Below are 16,894 nucleotides of genomic sequence, written 5' to 3' on the forward strand. Positions count from 1 at the left end.
TCACATCCCCTTCGGCGGGACGAGCTGCAGGTAGATCGCGGTGAGCACCACGTTCACCAGGAACAGCAGCATGAACGAGATGACCACGGCCTGGTTCACCGCGTCCCCCACACCTTTCGGCCCGGGAGCGGGGTTCAGGCCGCGGTGCGCGGCGACCACCCCGGCGATGAAGCCGAAGATCACCGCCTTGATCTCGCCGATCCACAGGTCGGGCAGCTGGGCGAGCCCGTTGAAGCTGGCCATGTAGGCGCCGGGGGTGCCGCCCTGCATGATGACGTTGAAGAAGTACCCGCCGAGCACTCCGACGACGCTGACCACCCCGTTGAGCAGGGTGGCGATGAGCATCGCCGCGAGCACGCGCGGAACCACCAGCCGGTGGATCGGCGAGACGCCCAGCGTCTCCATCGCGGCGATCTCGTCGCGGATGGTGCGCGCGCCCAGGTCGGCGCAGATCGCCGACCCGCCCGCCCCGGCGATGAGCAGCGCGGTGATCAGCGGGCTGGCCTGCTGGATGATGGCCAGCACGCTGGAGGCCCCGGTGAACGACTGCGCCCCGATCTGCTTGGTCAGAGACCCGAGTTGGAGCGCGATCACCGCCCCGAACGGGATGGACACCAGCGCGGTCGGCACGATGGTCACGCTGGCCACGAACCAGGACTGCTGGACGAACTCGCGCCACTGGAACGGCCGGGCGAACACCGCCCTGGCCACGTCCACGGCGTGCAGGAACAAGCGTCCGGTTTCGCTGAGCGGACCGGTACCGGCCGGTCGCGCCACCCCAACACCCATCGCGGCTCCCCGTGATCTCGGCAGGGCATCCAGAGTGATCAGCCACACACCGCGCAACCAGGGGCACAGTGCCCCAGGATTCACCCGGCCTGATGCACATCGCCCGTAACCCGAACCGACCCCAGGAGCGATGGACATTCCCGATCGATTCGAGAGTGCTTCCACCCCAGTCGATTCCAGAGTCCCAAGTGGAGCGGAACCGTCCACTCACCCGATCGTGGCGGTTTTCGAGCCGGTCGGAGCGGGTACCCGCGAGCGGAGGTCGACGGAACGGAGGTCCGCGGCGTGGTGAGCTGGCAGGCGCGCCTGATCCTCGCCAAGTACTGGCTGACGCGGCGCAAGGAGGTCTTCGCCGATCCCGCGAAGTTGCGGGAGAGCGCCGAGAGCCACCAGGCGGAGAGCGTGCAGGTGCCGCGTTGGGTCTACCGCCGCTTCGACGTCGAGGAGGCCGATGTGCTCGGCCACCGCTGCTACACGCTGCACCCGCGGGAACCGGAGAACTCCCAGCACATCCTCTACCTGCACGGCGGCGCCTACGTGCACCAGGTGGAGCACGCCCACTGGCGCTTCCTGGCGCGGCTGATCGAGGCGACCGGATCGGTGGTGACCGTCCCGATCTACCCGCTGGCACCCGCGTACGCCTACGACGAGACGGTGGCGATGGTGTGGGAGACCTACGAGAAGGTCCTCAGCGGGCTGCCGCCGCAGGACCAGGTGCTCATGGGGGATTCCGCGGGCGGCGGTCTGGCCCTGTTCGTGGCGCAGCGGATCAAGTTGCACGGCAGGCCGCAGCCGCGCCGCCTGGTGCTGTTCGCGCCCTGGCTGGACCTCACGACCAGCGATCCCGGGATCGCCGAGCGGGAGCCGCACGACCCGTTCCTGAGCGCGCCCGGTCTGCGCGAGGCCGCCCACCTCTACACCCGGGATCTCGACCTGCGCGATCCGCGGGTGAGCCCGCTGTTCGGCGACCTGTCCGGCCTGGCGCCGATCAGCGTGTTCACCGGCACCCGGGATGTGCTGCTCACCGACTCGCGCCGGCTGCGCGACCGGGTCCGCGAGACCGGCGCCGACATCGACTACGAGGAGTACGGCGGGATGTTCCACGGCTGGGTGCTGCAGTCGCTGCCGGAGGCCGAGCACGCGACGAACCGGGTTGCCGCGCTCGTCGGTGATTGAGATCGCCGCGAACGGGGAAACCACCCTGAGGCCCTCCCCCGACCTGCCGAAGAGGTGAGCGGTGATGACGCATCCGCCCGACCCCGACCGCGTGCAACCGTTCCTCAAGGAGGTGCACTACCCGGTCAGCAAGGCCGAACTCGTGCACATCGCCGAGGAGCAGGGCGTCGACAACGAGGTGCTGAGAGCGGTTCGGCTCGTGCCCGACCGCACCTACGAGACGCAGGAGGAGGTGCGCGACGAAGTCGCGTTCGGCAGCTGAGTCAGCTGCCGGCGGCGGACGTTCTGCTGAGGACCAGCAAGGTGACGTCGTCCCCGGACGACGCGGAGGTCACCAGCTGGTTCATCACCGACGCGCACACCTCGCTCGCCGGTGCGCAGGTGACCGCACCGCACAAGCTCTTCAGCCCGATGTCGATCGACTGCTGGCGGCGTTCGATGAGGCCGTCCGTGTAGAAGCACACCACCGATTCCGGCGGGATCTCGATCTCGGTCGTGCGCCGCGGCCGCTTCGACACCGCCACCCCGACCGGCGGGTCGACGGGCGCGTCCACGAGCTCGCCGCGCTCGCCGGGACGGCCCAGCACCGGGGTCAGGTGCCCGGCGAGCGAGAAGGCCAGCCGCGCCGTCTCCGGGTCGTAGAGGGCGTAGCAGACGGTGGCCATGGCGTCGGGCTCGAAGTGCGTCACCTTGCGGTCGAGCTTGTGCAGCACGCGGGCCGGGTCCTCGTCGTCGAGCGCGTAGGCGCGCAGCGCGCTGCGCAGCCGCCCCATGACCACGGCCGCCGACAGCCCGTGGCCGACGACGTCGCCGACCACGATCCCGACGCGCCCCGACGGCAGCCGGAACACGTCGTACCAGTCGCCGCCGATCCCGTGGTCCGCGCCGCCGACGTAGCGGCCGTCCATCGACGCCCCGGGGACCGGAGGCAGCCTGCCGGGCAGCAGGCTGTGCTGGAGCACGGTCGCGGCGATCCGCTCGGAGCGCGACGAGCCCACCTGCGAGACCGAGGCGAGCCGGTCGGCGGCGACCTGCACCAGCTGCGCGTCGTCATCGGTGAACCCGTGCTCGGTGAAAGCGCCGACGCACAGCACTCCGATCGCCTCGCCGTCGGCGACCATGGGGGCACCCGCCAGCGATCTGATGCCCCTGTCCCGCAGCGCGCGGCTGACCAGGTGCCGATCGGCCACGTGGTCGAACACGCAGGCCTTGCGGTGGCTCAGGACCGCGCCGGCGAAGCCGTGGCCGACCGGCATGCGCACGCCCTGCTTGACGTCGTCGTCGATGCCGACCGCCGCGGTGGCGATGAGTTCCTCGCCGTCGGGGTCGAGCAGCAGGACGGTCGCCATGTCCACGTCCAGGACCTCGCGCACCCGTTCGAGGATCTCCCCCAGCAGGTCGTTGACGTCCAGGTGGGCGAGCGACGTGTCCGTGACCAGTTCGATGCGTCGCAAACGCTCCTCGGCGGAAGACTCCGCGGAAGCATGCATGTCAGCCACAATAACGTCCGCGCGGCCTCCCGTCTGCGCCACTGAGGACCGGTCTTTGCCAGGAACGGTCGTCGACACCATCATGGAGAGCATGGATCCCGACATCAACGAACACCAAGCACCCTTCAGCGCGGTGACCGAGTGGTCGGGCCGCACGCTCTTCGTCACCGCCACCGGCGAGGTCGAGCTCGTCAACGCGCCGCAGCTGGAGACGGTCCTGGATCAAGCGGTCGGCGACCGGCCCGACGTGCTGGTGCTCGACATCACCGCCGTCACGTTCCTGTCGTCGGCCGGACTGGCCGTGCTCGTGCGCGCGCACCGCAACGCCGAGGCCGCGGACGTCCTCTTCCGCGTCGTCGCGAACAACCCGGCCACCCGGCGCCCGATCCAGCTCATGGGGTTGGACGAGGAGTTGGACGTCTTCTCCGATCGGGAGGGAGCGCTCGTCGGCACGACGAGTTTGTGATCGGGCGAGCGCGCCTACCCTAGAGCTGCGAGTGAGCCTGAACTGTTAGGACGCAACTATGGCACCCGCTCAGCCAGGCGGGCCGGAGGTGAGCTCCGGGGGCGTCGACGAGCTCCGCCGTCACGGCGTGCCCGCCTCTGCCGGCAACCTGCCGCCGCTGCGCGACGAAGTGGATGAGTGGGCCCGAGCGGCAGGACTCGGCGACGAGATCGCCGAGTCCTTGGCCCTGGCCGCGTACGAGGCGATGGCCAACGCCGTCGAACACGCCTACGCCGACGACGACGGCTTCCTGGACCTGGACGTCGTCCGCGGCGCCGCCGGGATCGAGGTGACCGTCACCGACCACGGCAGCTGGCGCCCGCCGCACGAGAGCGACCCGAAGCGCAAGCGCGGCCTGCCCCTGATCGAACGGCTCGCCGACGAGGCCGTGGTGACCTCCGGCGAGCACGGCACCCGCGTCCGGATGCGCTGGACCGCACCGGTGCGGCACAGCGACGACGACATGGCGGCGGCGGACGCCTGAGCGTTCAGCCGGTGAGGAATTCCTCGACGAGATCGCCGAATTCGCGCGGTGCCGAGTACGGCACCATGTGTGCGGCGCCGGGCCAGGTGACGAGGCGGCCTCGGGGCAGCGAGGAGGTCACCCGCCGCGCCCAGCCGTGCGGGACGAGCGCGTCGTGCTCTCCCCTGACCACCAGTACCGGGACGTCGATCGCGGGCAGCTTGTCCTCGACGCGGTCGCGGATCGACTCGGCGAAACTGCTCATCGCGCGGCGGAACCCGGCTTCCCGGTAGTCGCGGAAGGTCAGCGGCGCCAGACCGCGCGGTTCGTGTCGCGAATTGCGCAGCCACCGCCGCAGCTGCCCCACCGCGCTGCGAGCCCGCGGATCGGTGGTCGGTCCGACCAGGACGAGACCGCGCACCTTCTCCGGGGCGCGCAGCGCGGCTTCGACCGCGACCTGACAGCCGAACGAGCAGCCCAGCAGGCTCACCTCGCCCAGTCCGGCCGCGTCCCGCCACGCCTCGACGGCCTGGGCCAGTCCGTCGAGGTCGAGCGGCCGACGAGGCCCGCTGCTCGATCCGAAGCCCGGCAGGTCCACCGCCCACGTCTCGCGGATGCCCGAACGCCCGGCCACGAAGGGCAGCAGTTCGCGGCTGGAGACACCGGCTCCGTGCACGCACACCAGCGGCGGGCGTGATCCGCCCACGTGCCAGGCCACCAGACCGTCGGGCGAGAGGTCCGGGCGTTGCAGGACGATCCGGGTGCGCTGCATGCGAATCCTCTCCGGCCGGCTGAAGCGCCGCGTCGTGCGGGTCGAACGATCATCGGCCGATCCGAGCGGAGACGTGTGAGCGGTGGCCCGCACGGGTATTCCGACGGCCGACCGGATGATCAACACACCTCTCGATTGGGGTGACAGATGACCGCCACGACACGGCTTCCCAAGCCCACCAGCGAATCCTGGCAGTGGCAACTGCGCGCGGCTTGCCGAGACCTCAGGACGAGCCGCTTCTTCCACCCCGACAACGAGCGGGGGCAGCCGCGCGCCGAGCGCGAGCGGCAGGCCAAGGCCGTGTGCCGGCGCTGCCCGGTCATCGCGCAGTGCCGGGAGCACGCGCTCAGGACGCACGAGCCCTACGGCGTGTGGGGTGGGCTCGGCGAACAGGAACGCCGCGCCCTGCTCGGCCGGCGCCGCAACGCGGCGGCGTAGAACTCGCGCGATGTGCGGTGCGAGCGGAAGCTGCCGGCGTCCGCTGAGCGTCCTGCCCGGACTCCTTTCGCTCCCCACACGGCTGATCGGGGCGACCCCGCGGCGGCGCTGAGATTATCGTTGCGCCGCAAGGGGTATTGCGCGACGGCAGGAACCGCTGGCCATCGTGGAGGCGACAATGCACCAGGAACGACCTCGCACACCGCCGAAGGACGACGACGAGGCCGCTCCTGCCCCGACGACGTCGGGGCAGGAGCGACGCGAACAGCTCGACGAGGAGACCGACGACCTGCTGGGCGAGATCGACGACGTCCTGGAGGACGCTCCCGAGGAGTTCGTCCGCGGCTACGTCCAGAAGAGCGGTCAATGACCACCGCGTGCGGCTCGGCGCCGGGAGTGCCGGCGCCGAGCCGCTTCGGTCACACGTGATCCCGCGGGATGCGGCGGTCCCAGTTCTTGGAGAACACCCGCTCGCCCCCGAGGTAGCCGTCCAGCTCGGCGTGCAGCCGGAACTCGTGCGGTGTGGAGGTGAGAGCGGTGCGCGTGCTGGTGCGCACCGACCAGTCGCCGCGGGCGAACCGCAGCGTCCACTCCGTCTCACCGCGTGCGGAGTCGAAGTCCTCGCCGACCCAGCTGTAGCGCTCGACGGCGCGCCGGTCGACGTCGAGGTCGATGTCGCTGAAGCGCACCCGGCCCAGGTCCTTGATGACCTCCAGCGACGACCGGTAGTCGACGAGATCCCTGCTGACCTGCCACTGCTCCTCACCGGGGGCGATCTGCTTGGCCCGAACCGGGGGCGCGCCCTCGGGCTCGCCGAACAGCGGCGTGGGAAGCTCGTCGGCCTCCTCCGGCGGGCGCAGCGGCAGTTCGAGTTCGCTGTCCTCCGGGTGGACGGTCAACCGCACCCGCTCCGGCGGTGGCCAGGCCAGCGGCCAGTACGAAGTGGACAGCGCCAGCCGGATGCGGTGGCCCGCCGGGAAGGCCTGCGCAACACCGTTGATCCGCAGCTGAACCTGGTAGCGCACACCGGGTTCCAGCGGCTTCGGCTCGTCGTGGCCGTCGCGGTGGGTCAGGTTGAGCAGCCCGTAGGTCACGCGCGTGGCCTGGCCCTCCGGGCCGACGTCGGACAGCCGCGCGGCCAGCATCGCCACCGGGCGGTCGACCTCGACGCAGACGTCCAGCAGCGGGCCGCCGAGGATCTCGCAGCGCTCCTCCAGCGGGTCGGTGTCGAACACCAGCGAACCGCCGTCCTCCTCGCGCTGGTCGTAGGGAAGGTCCGGCGGCGCGTTGTAGGAGCACCACTTGCCGCCGTACTGCCCGACGGACAGCGGTGAGCACACCGTGACCGGTGGGCTCCGCCGCTCCTCCCCCGGCCGACCGATCGTGTTCTGCGCCAACGGGAATCGGGTGCGGTGCACGTGCGGCGAGGGCCACGACGGCTCGCCGACCCATCGACCGGGCCGATCCTCGTAGCTGGTGGAGGGTGGCATGCTCTCCTGCATCCAGGTGCACAGCACCGGCTCGTCCATCACGCCGTTGTCGACGTCCTTGAGCCAGCGGTCCCACCAGCGCACGAGCTCCTGCAGGAATCCGATGGCCGGGCCCGGCCGGCCCAGGTGCGGGTACTTGTGCGACCACGGCCCGATCAGGCCGCGGCGCGGCACGTCGAGGTTCTGCATCAGGCGGAACACCGCGTTGGAGTAACCGTCGGCCCAGCCGCTGACCGCCAGCACCGGGCAGCCGACGTCGGAGAAGTCCTCGCAGATCGAACCGTGCCGCCAGTAGTCGTCGCGGCGCTGGTGGCGCAGCCAGGTGTCCAGCCACAGGCCGCTCTCCTCCATGCGCTCGCGCCACATCTCCTCCCACCGGTCCCCGACCACGGCCGGGTCGGGCGGGCAGGAGTTGTAGGCGAACATGGTGCTCGCCCACGACAGGTTGTCGCTGAGCAGGCAGCCGCCCATGTAGTGCACGTCGTCGGCGTAGCGGTCGTCCGCGCAGCACAGCGCGGCGATCGCGCCCAGGCTCTCCGGGCGGCGGGCGGCGACCTGCAGGGCGTTGAAACCGCCCCAGGAGATGCCCATCATGCCGGTGCGGCCGGTGCACCAGGGCTGCTCGGCCAGCCAGGCCAGCACCTCCTCCGCGTCGGAGAGTTCGAGCTCCAGGTATTCGTCGGTGAGCACGCCGTCGGATTCGCCGCTGCCGCGCAGGTCCACGCGCGCACAGGCGTAGCCGTGCCCGGCCAGGTACGGGTGGTGGATCGAATCGCGGATCGCGGTGAGGTCGCGCTGCCGGTACGGGATGAACTCCAGCACCGCGGGGACCGGCTCGGTGTCCGATGCCACGGGCCGCCAGAGGCGGCCGGACAGCCGGGTTCCGTCGGCCAGCGGGACCCAGATCTCCTCCTGCTTGGTCCCGAGCGGGAGCTCGCTCACCTCACGCACACGTCCTCCTCTGTCGTCACGGCAGGTCCCAGGCGCCACCCGCTGACCTACCCATCAATCGATCCGGCCATGCCCGATCGGTTCACGTTTCACCACGCGGCGCAGCGGTTACTCGCCGAACAGGACTGCCGACCGGGTGGAGGACTGCAGCATGGTTCGGTTCGGGTACACGCTGATGACGGAGCAGTCGGGGCCGCGCGAGCTGGTGAAGCAGGCGGCCGCCGCCGAGCGGGCGGGCTTCGACTTCGCGGTCATGAGCGACCACTACTCGCCGTGGCTGGACGAGCAGGGCCACTCCCCCTACGCGTGGAGCGTGCTCGGAGCTGTCACCCAGACGACCGAGAGCATGGACCTGCTGAGCTTCGTGACCGCACCGATCATGCGGTACCACCCCGCCGTCGTCGCGCAGAAGGCCGCCACGATCGGTTTGCTGTCGGACAACCGGTTCACGCTCGGCGTCGGCGCCGGGGAGAACCTCAACGAGCACGTCGTCGGACGGGGGTGGCCGCCGGTGAACGTGCGGCACGAGATGCTCGACGAGGCGCTGCAGATCATCTCGTCGCTGTTCGACGGCGGTTACGTCGACTTCCGCGGCGACCACTACCGGGTGGACTCGGCGAAGTTGTGGGACCGGCCCGACCAGCGGGTGCCGATCGCCACCGCGGTGTCGGGCGAGCAGTCGGTGCGGAAGTTCGCGCCGCTGTCGGACGCGATGATCGCGGTCCAGCCCGAGGCCCCGCTGTGCCGGGGCTGGGATGCCGCGACCGGCGGTGAGCAGCGCAAGTACGGGCAGCAGCCGATCTGCTGGGACCCCTCCGCCGAAGCCGCCGCCAAGCGCGCGTGGTCGCAGCTGCGCTGGTTCGCCGGCGGCTGGAAGGTCAACGCCGAGCTGCCGGGCACGTCGGGTTTCGCCGCGGCCACCCAGCACGTGCGCGTCGAGGACGTCACCGCGGGCATTCCCTGCGGCCCGGACGTCGACAAGATCGTCGAGTCCGTCTCGGGCTACTGGGAAGCCGGCTTCACCGACATCGCGCTGGTGCAGGTCGGGGTGGACGAGGACCCGGCGGGCTTCTTCGGCTTCGCCCGGGAGAAACTGCTGCCCGCGCTGCGCGAGGCCGCCGGCTGACGCGCCTCAGCGCAGCGTGCGCCCGGTTCCTCGCCAGGTGATCCCCGCGCGGGCGGGTTCGCGCGGGTCGAGCTGGTTGCGGGCGTCGACCAGCACCCGCGCTCGCATCACCTCGGCCACCTTCGCCCAGTCCAGCTCCGCGAACTCGGGCCAGTCGGTCAGCAGCACCAGGGCGTCCGCGTCCTCGGCGGCCAGGTAGGGGTCACCGACGCAGCGCACCTGCTCCACTGCGGGCAGCTGCGCGCACTCCGGGTCGTAACCGCGCAGCTGCGCGCCCCGGTCGGCCAGCAGCCGCGCGACCGCGAGCGCGGGCGAGTCGCGCAGGTCCCCGGTGCCCGCCTTGAACGTCAGGCCGAGCAGGCCGATCCGCGCGCCCGCCACGTCGCCGCCGCAGCGCTCGACCACCTCGTCGGCCACTCGGGCCTGGTGGTGGGCGTTCGCGCGGACCGCGGCGCGCAGCAGCGGCAGGTCCACACCGGCGGTGTCGGCGGTGTGGAGCAGGGCCGCGGTGTCCTTCGGCAGGCACGAGCCGCCCCAACCGGGCCCGGCGCGCAGGAATGACGGCGCGATGCGGTGATCGCGCCTCATCCCCCCGGTGACGGCCTCGACGTCGCCACCGGTGCGCTCGCAGAGCTCGGCGAGGTCGTTGACGTAGGAGAGCTTGGTGGCCAGGAAGCCGTTGGAGGCGTACTTGACGAGCTCCGCGCTGACCGGGTCGATGAGCAGGGTGCGCGCGCCCAGCGGGGAGTACAGGCCCGCGACGAGCTCGGCCGCGCGCCGCTCGTCGGAGCCGACGACGACGCGATCCGGGTTGAGGAAGTCCTCGACGGCATGTCCCTCGCGCAGGAACTCCGGGTTGCTGACCACCGCCACGTCGTCGCGGCCCAGCCACCGGCCGAGGCGCTCGGCGGTGCCCACGGGCACCGTCGACTTGGTCACCACCACCGCGCCGCGCGACAGCAGCGCGCGGAGGTCGCCGGCGACCGACTCGACGGCGCCGAGGTCGGCACCGCCGTCGGCGCCCCTCGGCGTCGGCAGGCACAGGAACACGACCTCGGCACCACGAACCGCCTGCCGGATGTCCTGGGTGAAACCGAGGCCGCCCGTCGCCGCGCCGTCCGCGACGAGCTCGCCGAGTCCGGGTTCGCGGATGTCGACCTCGCCCCGCCGCAACCTGGCGATCTTCTCGCCGTCGACGTCGCAGCAGATCACCTCGTGGCCCAGCCCGGTCAGGCAGGCCCCCGTGGTGAGGCCGACGTAGCCGCAGCCGACCACGGCGATCCGGCGAGGTTGCATGGGGTCCTCCCGCGAGAACGGCTCCTCAGCGCAGGGTTTCGAGCTCCGCGAGCACCGGGGGCGGGTGCGCCTCGCGCAGCCGCGCGGTGGGCGCGCGCCGCGGCGACGTCGCACGGGCCTCGGCGTCCGGGTCCGGTCCGATGCGCGGGTCGGCGCGGACGCACTCGACCACCCGGTCCACGTCCGCCCCGACCGCGCGGCACAGCTCGGCGAGCTCGGCGAAGAACTCCCGCTCCACGGCGAGCAGTCCGGCGGTGGCGTGCGGCACCAGGTCGGCGCTGTCCACGTCGCAGTGCAGCGGTGAGGCGGGCAGGCGGGCCAGCACCACGTCGGCGCGCACCAGCGTCGCGGCGTCGTCGGCGCCGAGGACCTGGCAGTCCGCGCCCAGGAAGTCCTCCAGCGCCGTTGCTTCCCGCAGCTGCTGCGGGTTGCTCACCACCGGTCTGCCCAACGCCTCCTGGAGGGCACGGGTGGACTCCCAGGGCGGCAGCGCGCAGTTGATCACAGCGCTACCAGGTGGGGCGGTGACCACCTCAGCGCCGCAGACGAGCACGGCATCGGGAGCGGCGAGCTCACCGAAGCTCAGGTCACCGCTGCGGTGCAGGCACCGCATCACCTCCGGAAGCCACGGCTCGCTCGCCACCACCTCGGGATCAGGGCGCGCGCAGCTCACCCGAACGCCGCACCAGGCCAGCCCGGTGGCGACCGCGACGGCGGTCAGCCCCTCGCCGAGCACGCGGGCGCGCGGTTCCCTCACGGCCATGACGACTCCTCGGAGTGGCAGACGACCAGTTCGCGAACCTCGCAGCCGGCCGGTTGGCGCAGCGCGAACAGCACGGCCTCGGCGACGTGCTCGGGCTGGTTGAGCTTGGCGTCCTGCGGCGGCTTGTACTGCTCCGGCCGGTCGTCGAAGAACGCGGTGCGCATCCCGCCGGGCACCAGCATCGTCACCCCGACGCGGCCGGTGAGCTCGGCCGCCAGCGCGCGGGAGAAGCCGACCACGCCGAACTTCGAGGCGCAGTAGGCGGTCGCGTCCGGCAGGCCCTTGAGCCCCAGCGTGGACGAGCAGGTGACCACGGTCCCGCCGCTCTCCTCCAGGTGGGGCAGCGCGGCGCGCACGACGGCGGCGGTGCCGAGCAGGTTGACCTCCACCACGCGCTCCCAGTCCTCGGCCGGGACGGAGCTCAGCGAACCGCAGGAGTCGATGCCTGCGGCGGTGAACACGCCGTCGAGACCGCCGACGGTGTCGGCCATCTCGCGCACCGCCCGCTCCGCCTCGCGCCGGTTCGCCAGGTCGACCTGGGCGTGCTTGACCGGGGCCGAGGGCACCTCGCGGTCGAGCACCAGCGGCGTGCCGCCGGCCGCCATCACCGCCTCGACGACCGCAGCGCCGAGGCCCGAGGCGCCTCCGGTGATCAGGACATTACCCGGCCCGTTCATGGAGTTCCTCCCGATTCACATCCAGTTCCAGCAGGTTGCGCAACATCCGGGTGGTCGAGAAGTCGCCGGTGAGCGGAACCCGGACGACCTCGCCCCCGCACTGCTCGACGACCCCGGCCTCGGGCATCCGGGACGGTTCGTAGTCACCGCCCTTGACCCACACGTCGGGCTGGAGCTCGGCCAGCAGGGAGCACGGCGTGGTCTCCTCGAAAACGGCGACGGCGTCGACGGATTCGAGCGCCTCCAGCAGGCACTTGCGGTCCTCCACCCCCACCAGCGGGCGCGGCGGGCCCTTGAGCCTCCGCACCGAGGCGTCGGAGTTGAGGCAGACGACGAGCGCGTCGCCGAGCCGCCGGGCATGGTTGAGCAGGCTGACGTGGCCGGGGTGCAGCAGGTCGAAGCAGCCGCCGGCCGCGACGAGCCTGCCGCCGCGCTCCCGAACCCGTTCGACCACGTCCAGGCCGGTTTCGGACACGGGTCGTTCGCTCGCGGCCCAGGCACCGGCTCCGCCGGCGGCGACGAACCGGGTGGCCGACACCACCGCGTCGGCAACGGCGTCCGATGTGGACTCACCGCGCGCCAGCGCGAGGGCGGCCGCCACGGAGAAGCCGTCACCCGCACCGCAGGTGTCGGTCGCGGTGTCGACTTCGGGGGCGGCGATCAGCTCACCGTCGGGGGCCAGCGCCGCGCCGCGCTCGCCCGTTGTCACCGCGACCGCGCCGCACTCCCACTCCCGCCACAGCTCCAGCGCGCCGGCCGGTTGCGCGGTCACGCCGCTGAAGCGCGCGGCCTCGGATTCGTTGGGCACCACGAGATCCGAACGGGCCACGGGCACCGCTCCGCGGGGGTGCGGGTCCCAGACCAGCGGTGTGCCGGGCGGCAGCCGGGACAGCTCGTGGCGCAGTCGGGAGTTGCTCGCCGCACCGCGGCCGTAGTCGGCCACGAGCACCGCGTCGGCGCTGCGCAGCTCCCGCACGACCGCCGGTCCCGGAGCCACGTCCGGAACGGTTCCCGCTCCGGCGTCGAGCCGCACCACCGACTGGTCGCCGGCCCGCACCCGCGTCTTGCTGGGCGTGCCTCCGGCGAAGGGCAGGTCCACCAGGCGGATTCCGGCCGGCAGCAGGCGATCGAGCTCGTAGCCGGCGGGGTCGGTGCCGCGCCCGCTGATCAGGGTCACCTCGGCACCTCGGCTCGCGGCGAGCAGCGCCGCCAGCGCGGCGCCGCCGGGCCTGCCGCGTCGCGACTCGACGTCGACCACCGGGACCGGCGCGTCGGGGCACAGCCGGGACGCGCTCCCGGTCAGGTCCAGGTCCAGCAGGGCGTCGCCCAGGATGACGAGCTTCACGTCGACCTCCTCGGGTCACCGGCGCACTTCACGCAGAAGCGCGGTCCAGTCGGCAAGGAATCTGTCCAGCGAGTACCGCCGCAGCGCCGCCCGGCGGGCCGCGTCGCCCGCTTCCCGAGCGCGGTCGGGATCGGCGGTGAAGGTCGTGACCGCGTCGATGAGGGTGTCGACGCGGGTCGAGATCACTCCCGCCTCCGGCGGCACGGCTTCGACGACCTCCGTGGCCGCGACGGCCACGATCGGCATGCCCAGGTGCATGGCCTCCAGCAGCGCCAGCCCGAGCGAGGTCCACCGGTAGGGGTGCAGGTAGACGCGGCGGGCGGCCAGCTCGGCGTGCATCTTGGGCTGCGGCAGGTCCTCGTGCGGGGTGATCCGGTCGCAGCCGAGCGCGTCCGGGAGCTCTCGGACCTGCATGCCGAACACGTCCAGCCGCGCACCGCGGCTCAGCCGGGGCAGCAGGTCGGTCCCGGCTATGTGGCTGCGCCGCACCGGCTCGTTGACCACGACCGCGGCGTGCGGCACGGTTCCGGTCCAGCGGTGGCCCGGGTCGACGATGCCGTGCTCGATGACGGTGTTCGGCGCGCGTCCGCTGTCCCACCACATCTGGTTGAAGTGCGTGACGTGCGCGATCGGGATGTCCTCGCGGTCCGCCACCGGGTGCCGGTCGGCTCCTGAGGGACCGCGCGGCGTGTCGTGCTCGACGTAGACGGCCGGGACGTCGACGCCGGGTCGGCGGCCGGTCCACAACCGCGTGAGTTCGAGCTCGCCGGGTCGTTGCAGCACCACGACGTCGATGTCCTCGTCGCGCAACCGGCCGGGCTCGACCTCGACCGCGTTGTCCGGCCAGGGCACCGTCTGCGAGCGACCTCTCCCGTCGGGACCGCGATCGGCGGTGACCGGCAGCAGGTAGGTGTGCGGGCCCTGCACGAAAGAGGTCGCCCACGAGCCGTGCCGGTGCCAGACAAGGATCCGCAGACCGTCCCGGGAGGGCGCAGAAGTTCCGGACGCGGCGAAGGCCGTCATGCCGTCACCTCCCGGACCGCGTCGACGACCTCCTCCGGCGTCACCAGCGTCAGGCACGGGTGCCCGGGCACCGGGCAGGTCCGCGCGCGGGTGTCGCGGCACGCGGCCAACTGCTCGCCGAGCACCGCGCGCCGCACGCCGTAGGGCGCCCAGCGAGCCGCGCTGACGACGGGAGCGAACAACGACACCACGGGCGTGCCGACCGCGGCGGCCAGGTGCGCGGGCCCGGTGTTGGGCACGACGACGGCGTCGGCGCCGTCGAGGACCGCCGCCAGCTCCGGCAGATCCGTGCGCCCGCTGAGGTCGGCGCCGACGTGCCCGGCCACGTGCGCCGTCAGCTCCCGGTCGGCCGGAGCACCGGTGACCACCACGCGCCACCCGGCGGCGGCGAGTTCGACCACGGCCGCCCGGCTCCGGAACATCGGCCACTGCCGCGCGGGGACCGACGCGGCCGGGTGCAGCACCACGTAGCCGGGTTCGCCGACGAGATCGCTGACGTCGGGCAGCGGGCGGCGCACGGCCAACTTCCCGTCATCGCCGTCGGGCAGCGCGAAGCCGGCGGCGCGCGCCAGCGACAGCGCGCGCTCGGGCTCGGGCGGGTCGCCGTCGACCCGGTGCCGGACGTCGAGCAGCGATCCCGGGTAGTCCTCGCTGATCGCCGCGATCCGCTCCACCCCGGCCATCCGCAGCAGCAGCGCCAGCGGCAACGCCGACTGGTGGAACGAGGTGAGCACCACCGCCTCGTCCGCGTCGATCTTGCGCAGCACGTCGAGGAATTCGCACATCGAGGCCTCGGTCACCGGAGGCGGTTCCGGGTCGATCCACGGCGCACAACGGGTCACGACCTCGTCCACACCGGGCAGCAGCTCGGCCGCCGCAGCGCCGCGCGGGCCGGCCAGCATGACAACGGATTCGGCGTGCGCGGCCACGGCTCGCACCGCAGGCCCCGCCAGCAGCACGTCGCCGAGGTTGTCCTGGCGCACGATCAGCGCCCGCCGGGTCACGGCACACCTCCGGCGCGCTGCCACGCCTCCCGCGGATCGCGGGATCGTGCTGCGCGCAGACCTGGAACGAGCACAGCGACGCCTCCTGCGTGTCGTGCAGCTGTTCGGTGGAACGGCGCCGCTCCCACGACGCCCGACCACATCGCTACCCAGCGAAGCGACTCTCCTACACATCCGCACCCGAATGCGCGCAGGGTTCAGCACTGATCGGGAGCACTTCGTGCACGCTGCGCGAGCGACTGCGGGGTTTTTCGCGCGAGATGCGGGTAACCGCAGGAACGTGGACGCCCGTTGCCCGTCTCCGGGAGTGCCGAATGGACGGACGAATCGACACCGACGTGGTGATCGCGACGCGCAACCGGCGCGACGAACTCCTCCGCACCGTGGGGATGTTGCTCGATCTGCGCCCGTGCCCGCGCGTCGTGGTCGTGGACAACGCCTCGACCGACGGCACCGCCGAGGCGATCGCCGCGCTGCACCCGCGCGTGGAGCTGATCCGCGCGCCGCACAACCTCGGGGCCGCGGCGCGCAACCTCGGCGTCCTGAGCTGCCGGACGGAGTACGTGGCCTTCAGCGACGACGACTCTTGGTGGGAGCGAGGCGCGCTGCCCCGCGCAGAACGCCTCTTCGCCGAGCACCCCGGCGTCGGGCTGATCGCCGCGAAGACGCTGGTGGGCGCCCAGCAGCGCGCGGACGCGGTCAACGAGCTGATGGCGCGCTCGCCGCTGCCGGGGTCACCGGAGCTGCCGGGGCCGCGGGTGCTGGGGTTCACCGCGTGCGCGGCCGTCGTGCGGCGACGCGCCTTCGAGGAGGTCGGCGGCTTCGACCCCGTGCTGTTCTTCGGTGCCGAGGAGAAGCTGCTCGCCTGCGATCTCGCGGCCGCGGGCTGGGACCTCGTCTACGCCGACGACGTCGTCGCGCACCACCACCCCTCCCCGGAGCGGCTGAGCCGGGCCGATCGCGAAGCCCTGGAACTGCGCAACAACGTGCTGATCGCCTGGATGCGCCGGTCGCCGTCGGCGGCGGTGTCCGCGACGTTGCACGCGCTGCGCCGGTCCCGGCGATCCGCGGCAGGAGCGCTGCGCCGGTTGCCCGAGGCGTTGCGCCGCCGGCGCCGGCTCCCCGACCGCGTCGAACGGGAGCTGACCGCTGTGGAGTCCGAGACGGCATGACGACTTCCCGGATCTCGAGTCGGCCCGCCGCGCTGCGCGCGCTGGTGGACCGCATCCCGCGCGCGGACATGGCCGTGCTCGGCACGACCGCTCCCGAACCGGCGGTGCTCGGGCACACCGACGAGCGCGCCCGGTCGCTGGAGATCGCGCAGCTGCGCAGCGGAACCGGGCCGAGCGTGGAGGTGGCCGCGTCGCAGCGGCCGGTGCTCGCCGATCTCAACCAGATCCGGACCTACTGGCCGGATTTCGCCCGCCGGGCACGCGAGTTCCGGGTGCACAGCTTGCTGATCGTGCCGTTGGAACCGGAGTTCCCGGCCGGGGTGCTGAGCCTCTACGCGCACCGCTCGCACGCGTTCGACGAGCACGACGAGGACGTGGTGCGGCGATCGCTGCCCGCGCTGACGAGGTGGTGAG

The 16,894-nt window shown here is 72.3% G+C and carries 19 protein-coding genes; 9 read left to right on the forward strand and 10 right to left on the reverse strand.

Translation table 11 applies throughout. From position 1 onward, the window contains the following. Nucleotides 1-789, reverse strand: coding sequence for an ABC transporter permease (locus REH65_RS05450; protein WP_281455558.1), 789 nt, complete (start codon nucleotides 787-789; stop codon nucleotides 1-3). A 285-nt stretch (nucleotides 790-1,074) separates the two neighbouring features. On the opposite strand from REH65_RS05450, the gene REH65_RS05455 reads away from it, so the two are divergent. Both REH65_RS05455 and REH65_RS05460 read left to right on the forward strand, forming a co-directional pair. Beyond that, entirely contained in the window at nucleotides 1,075-1,965 is an 891-nt protein-coding gene (locus REH65_RS05455) for an alpha/beta hydrolase (RefSeq protein ID WP_406691532.1), read from the forward strand. A 64-nt stretch (nucleotides 1,966-2,029) separates the two neighbouring features. Further along, nucleotides 2,030-2,227: a DUF2795 domain-containing protein gene (locus REH65_RS05460; protein WP_281455559.1), complete on the forward strand. Its 198-nt coding sequence runs from the start codon at nucleotides 2,030-2,032 to the stop codon at nucleotides 2,225-2,227. 1 nt (nucleotide 2,228) lies between these two features. Here the strand turns inward: REH65_RS05460 and REH65_RS05465 are convergent, their stop codons facing one another. After that, the gene (locus REH65_RS05465) at nucleotides 2,229-3,455 is read right to left on the reverse strand and encodes a PP2C family protein-serine/threonine phosphatase (protein ID WP_406691533.1); all 1,227 of its coding nucleotides are present in this window, start codon (nucleotides 3,453-3,455) and stop codon (nucleotides 2,229-2,231) included. Between the two features lie 55 nt (nucleotides 3,456-3,510). On the opposite strand from REH65_RS05465, the gene REH65_RS05470 reads away from it, so the two are divergent. Then, nucleotides 3,511-3,921, forward strand: coding sequence for an STAS domain-containing protein (locus REH65_RS05470; protein ID WP_406691534.1), 411 nt, complete (start codon nucleotides 3,511-3,513; stop codon nucleotides 3,919-3,921). Between the two features lie 58 nt (nucleotides 3,922-3,979). Beyond that, nucleotides 3,980-4,444, forward strand: coding sequence for an ATP-binding protein (locus REH65_RS05475; RefSeq protein WP_406691535.1), 465 nt, complete (start codon nucleotides 3,980-3,982; stop codon nucleotides 4,442-4,444). Nucleotides 4,445-4,448: 4 nt separating this feature from the next. On the opposite strand, the gene REH65_RS05480 is transcribed toward REH65_RS05475, so the two are convergent. Continuing rightward, entirely contained in the window at nucleotides 4,449-5,195 is a 747-nt protein-coding gene (locus REH65_RS05480; protein WP_406691536.1) for an alpha/beta fold hydrolase, read from the reverse strand. 147 nt (nucleotides 5,196-5,342) lie between these two features. On the opposite strand from REH65_RS05480, the gene REH65_RS05485 reads away from it, so the two are divergent. After that, on the forward strand, nucleotides 5,343-5,633 hold the full coding sequence (locus REH65_RS05485) for a WhiB family transcriptional regulator (RefSeq protein ID WP_406691537.1): 291 nt from the start codon (nucleotides 5,343-5,345) through the stop codon (nucleotides 5,631-5,633). 178 nt (nucleotides 5,634-5,811) lie between these two features. Continuing rightward, complete coding sequence (locus tag REH65_RS05490; protein WP_406691538.1) at nucleotides 5,812-6,003, forward strand: ubiquitin-like protein Pup; 192 nt, start codon at nucleotides 5,812-5,814, stop codon at nucleotides 6,001-6,003. 49 nt (nucleotides 6,004-6,052) lie between these two features. Here REH65_RS05490 and REH65_RS05495 read toward each other — a convergent pair whose 3' ends face one another. Continuing rightward, nucleotides 6,053-8,074: a CocE/NonD family hydrolase gene (locus REH65_RS05495; RefSeq protein WP_406691539.1), complete on the reverse strand. Its 2,022-nt coding sequence runs from the start codon at nucleotides 8,072-8,074 to the stop codon at nucleotides 6,053-6,055. A gap of 151 nt (nucleotides 8,075-8,225) precedes the next feature. Here REH65_RS05495 and REH65_RS05500 point away from each other — a divergent pair, with 151 nt between their 5' ends. Beyond that, nucleotides 8,226-9,200, forward strand: a complete 975-nt coding sequence (locus tag REH65_RS05500) for a TIGR03557 family F420-dependent LLM class oxidoreductase (protein ID WP_406691540.1) — start codon at nucleotides 8,226-8,228, stop codon at nucleotides 9,198-9,200. A 6-nt stretch (nucleotides 9,201-9,206) separates the two neighbouring features. On the opposite strand, the gene REH65_RS05505 is transcribed toward REH65_RS05500, so the two are convergent. From REH65_RS05505 to REH65_RS05530, 6 genes are read right to left on the reverse strand one after another with little or no spacing between them, the layout of a single operon-like run. Next, nucleotides 9,207-10,496, reverse strand: a complete 1,290-nt coding sequence (locus tag REH65_RS05505) for a UDP-glucose dehydrogenase family protein (RefSeq protein ID WP_406691541.1) — start codon at nucleotides 10,494-10,496, stop codon at nucleotides 9,207-9,209. Between the two features lie 25 nt (nucleotides 10,497-10,521). Next, nucleotides 10,522-11,259 (reverse strand): hypothetical protein, encoded by a 738-nt coding sequence (locus REH65_RS05510; protein WP_406691543.1) that lies wholly within the window; start codon nucleotides 11,257-11,259, stop codon nucleotides 10,522-10,524. Further along, nucleotides 11,250-11,936, reverse strand: a complete 687-nt coding sequence (locus REH65_RS05515; protein WP_406691544.1) for an SDR family oxidoreductase — start codon at nucleotides 11,934-11,936, stop codon at nucleotides 11,250-11,252. The genes REH65_RS05510 and REH65_RS05515 overlap by 10 nt, the downstream gene beginning before the upstream one ends. Next, nucleotides 11,920-13,281, reverse strand: a complete 1,362-nt coding sequence (locus REH65_RS05520) for a PfkB family carbohydrate kinase (protein ID WP_406691545.1) — start codon at nucleotides 13,279-13,281, stop codon at nucleotides 11,920-11,922. Before REH65_RS05520 ends, REH65_RS05515 begins: the two co-directional genes overlap by 17 nt. A gap of 15 nt (nucleotides 13,282-13,296) precedes the next feature. Continuing rightward, on the reverse strand, nucleotides 13,297-14,304 hold the full coding sequence (locus REH65_RS05525) for a glycosyltransferase (protein ID WP_406691546.1): 1,008 nt from the start codon (nucleotides 14,302-14,304) through the stop codon (nucleotides 13,297-13,299). After that, nucleotides 14,301-15,308 carry a glycosyltransferase family 9 protein gene (locus REH65_RS05530; protein ID WP_406691547.1) on the reverse strand — a complete coding sequence of 336 codons (1,008 nt, stop codon included), beginning with the start codon at nucleotides 15,306-15,308 and terminating at the stop codon, nucleotides 14,301-14,303. Before REH65_RS05530 ends, REH65_RS05525 begins: the two co-directional genes overlap by 4 nt. A gap of 314 nt (nucleotides 15,309-15,622) precedes the next feature. Between REH65_RS05530 and REH65_RS05535 the strand changes: the two genes are divergently transcribed. Together REH65_RS05535 and REH65_RS05540 are read left to right on the forward strand one after the other, a co-directional pair. Beyond that, complete coding sequence (locus REH65_RS05535; protein WP_406691548.1) at nucleotides 15,623-16,480, forward strand: glycosyltransferase family 2 protein; 858 nt, start codon at nucleotides 15,623-15,625, stop codon at nucleotides 16,478-16,480. Further along, on the forward strand, nucleotides 16,477-16,893 hold the full coding sequence (locus REH65_RS05540) for a GAF domain-containing protein (protein ID WP_406691549.1): 417 nt from the start codon (nucleotides 16,477-16,479) through the stop codon (nucleotides 16,891-16,893). Before REH65_RS05535 ends, REH65_RS05540 begins: the two co-directional genes overlap by 4 nt. Nucleotide 16,894: the final 1 nt, after the last annotated feature.

It is taken from the genome of Saccharopolyspora sp. ID03-671, assembly GCF_045278815.1.
Lineage (GTDB): Bacteria > Actinomycetota > Actinomycetes > Mycobacteriales > Pseudonocardiaceae > Saccharopolyspora > Saccharopolyspora ipomoeae.

What these genes read in the sequence shown, in the direction of transcription:
- REH65_RS05450 (WP_281455558.1), bottom strand. Translation starts at nt 789, where the DNA reads ATGGGTGTTGGGGTGGCGCGACCGGCCGGTACCGGTCCGCTCAGCGAA.
- REH65_RS05485 (WP_406691537.1), top strand. Translation starts at nt 5,343, where the DNA reads ATGACCGCCACGACACGGCTTCCCAAGCCCACCAGCGAATCCTGGCAG.
- REH65_RS05475 (WP_406691535.1), top strand. Translation starts at nt 3,980, where the DNA reads ATGGCACCCGCTCAGCCAGGCGGGCCGGAGGTGAGCTCCGGGGGCGTC.
- REH65_RS05480 (WP_406691536.1), bottom strand. Translation starts at nt 5,195, where the DNA reads ATGCAGCGCACCCGGATCGTCCTGCAACGCCCGGACCTCTCGCCCGAC.
- REH65_RS05490 (WP_406691538.1), top strand. Translation starts at nt 5,812, where the DNA reads ATGCACCAGGAACGACCTCGCACACCGCCGAAGGACGACGACGAGGCC.
- REH65_RS05465 (WP_406691533.1), bottom strand. Translation starts at nt 3,455, where the DNA reads ATGCATGCTTCCGCGGAGTCTTCCGCCGAGGAGCGTTTGCGACGCATC.
- REH65_RS05500 (WP_406691540.1), top strand. Translation starts at nt 8,226, where the DNA reads ATGGTTCGGTTCGGGTACACGCTGATGACGGAGCAGTCGGGGCCGCGC.
- REH65_RS05525 (WP_406691546.1), bottom strand. Translation starts at nt 14,304, where the DNA reads ATGACGGCCTTCGCCGCGTCCGGAACTTCTGCGCCCTCCCGGGACGGT.
- REH65_RS05505 (WP_406691541.1), bottom strand. Translation starts at nt 10,496, where the DNA reads ATGCAACCTCGCCGGATCGCCGTGGTCGGCTGCGGCTACGTCGGCCTC.
- REH65_RS05460 (WP_281455559.1), top strand. Translation starts at nt 2,030, where the DNA reads ATGACGCATCCGCCCGACCCCGACCGCGTGCAACCGTTCCTCAAGGAG.
- REH65_RS05535 (WP_406691548.1), top strand. Translation starts at nt 15,623, where the DNA reads ATGGACGGACGAATCGACACCGACGTGGTGATCGCGACGCGCAACCGG.
- REH65_RS05510 (WP_406691543.1), bottom strand. Translation starts at nt 11,259, where the DNA reads ATGGCCGTGAGGGAACCGCGCGCCCGCGTGCTCGGCGAGGGGCTGACC.
- REH65_RS05515 (WP_406691544.1), bottom strand. Translation starts at nt 11,936, where the DNA reads ATGAACGGGCCGGGTAATGTCCTGATCACCGGAGGCGCCTCGGGCCTC.
- REH65_RS05540 (WP_406691549.1), top strand. Translation starts at nt 16,477, where the DNA reads ATGACGACTTCCCGGATCTCGAGTCGGCCCGCCGCGCTGCGCGCGCTG.